This window comes from Collinsella sp. BG-O-102, from assembly GCF_023656745.1.
Taxonomy (GTDB): Bacteria; Actinomycetota; Coriobacteriia; order Coriobacteriales; family Coriobacteriaceae; genus Collinsella.
This window is the reverse complement of the sequence record NZ_JAMOKO010000042.1, coordinates 1-1,299: the sequence shown is the minus strand read 5'-3', so window position 1 is coordinate 1,299 and position 1,299 is coordinate 1. Positions and strand designations below refer to the sequence as shown.

The following is a 1,299-nucleotide window of genomic DNA, read 5'->3' as shown; positions in this document are numbered from 1 at the left end:
GGGGGTGCGGACAGAAAGTTGGACCGTGAAGCGGTCCGGACTGGAGGTTCGCATGTACAGCAGGGAGAAGGTCGAGCTCTTCCTCCTGGCGACGGAGGACGGCATGGGGCCGACCGCCGCCGCGGAGTTCGCGGGGGTCACGGTGGGCGCGGCCAAGAAGTGGGCGACGGGCCACCTCCCGCACAGCTACACCGGGGCGCGCTGTAGAATCGGTGCGAGGAAACCGCGCCGGAAGGAGGCCAGCTTGGGCCCCGACAAGTCGATCTACGCCCCGCCCGCGACCGGCCCGCTCGCCGGGCTCAACGAGGACCAGATAGAGAACCTCCTGCTCAGGGCGGTGTTGGCCGACCTAAAAGCGGAAGGGTGGGACCCGGCTTCGATCTCGAACAGGAGCAAGTGCGAGCTCGGCGAGAGATTGAGGCGGGCGACCGCCCTGCCCCTCCGCTCGATCACAGGTTTCTTGAGGATATCGAAGAGCTCCTATGAGTACTGGAGGCCCCGCGTCGCCGCACCGCGCGACCGCGACGCCGACATACGCGACCGCGTGGTGCGCATCTTCCGCGAGGGCTCGGGGTGCTGGGGGTACCGCACCGTCTGGGCGCGCCTGCGCCGCGAGGGCGTCCGCGCCAGCGAGAAACGCGTGGCCCGCGTGATGCGCGAGGAGGGCCTCGAGGTCGTCTACAACAAGAGGCGCGCCCGGGGCTACAGCTCCTACGCCGGCGAGGTCTCCAAGGCGCCGGAGAACCTCGTGAACAGGAATTTCCACGCCGACGAGCCCAACCGGCTGTGGCTCACCGACATCACCGAGTTCAGGCTCCCGGGCGGCGAGAAGGTCTACCTGAGCCCGGTCATCGACTGCTTCGACGGGATGCCCGTCGCCTGGTCGATCGGGCTGCACCCCGACAAGCGCCTCGCGAACTCGAGCCTGCTCAAGGCCTGCGCGGCCAGGCCGGCGGGCGCCCGCACGACGATCCACTCGGACCGCGGCGGCCACTACCGCTGGCCGGAGTGGATCGGGATCTGCGAGGAGAACGGGCTGGCCAGGAGCATGTCCGCGAAGGGCTGCAGCCCGGACAACTCGGCCTGCGAGGGCTTCTTCGGCCGTCTCAAGAACGAGTTCTTCCACTACAGGGACTGGGAGGGCGTGACGGCCGGGGAGTTCATGGGCAGGCTCGAGGCCTACCTCGTGTACTATCGGGACGGGCGCATCAAGAAGTCCCTCGAGTGGCTCAGCCCGATGGAGTACCGCAGGAAGCTTGGATACGCCTAGGCGCGGTCCAAGAAATCGTCCGCACCCCC

At 68.4% G+C, this 1,299-nt stretch carries 1 protein-coding gene; it reads left to right on the top strand.

The genetic code is table 11. The features are described from left to right. Positions 1-1,270: IS3 family transposase (locus tag NBH09_RS09945; protein ID WP_250787861.1), on the top strand; the 1,270-nt coding region annotated here is incomplete at its 5' end. Between the last annotated feature and the right edge of the window lie 29 nt (positions 1,271-1,299).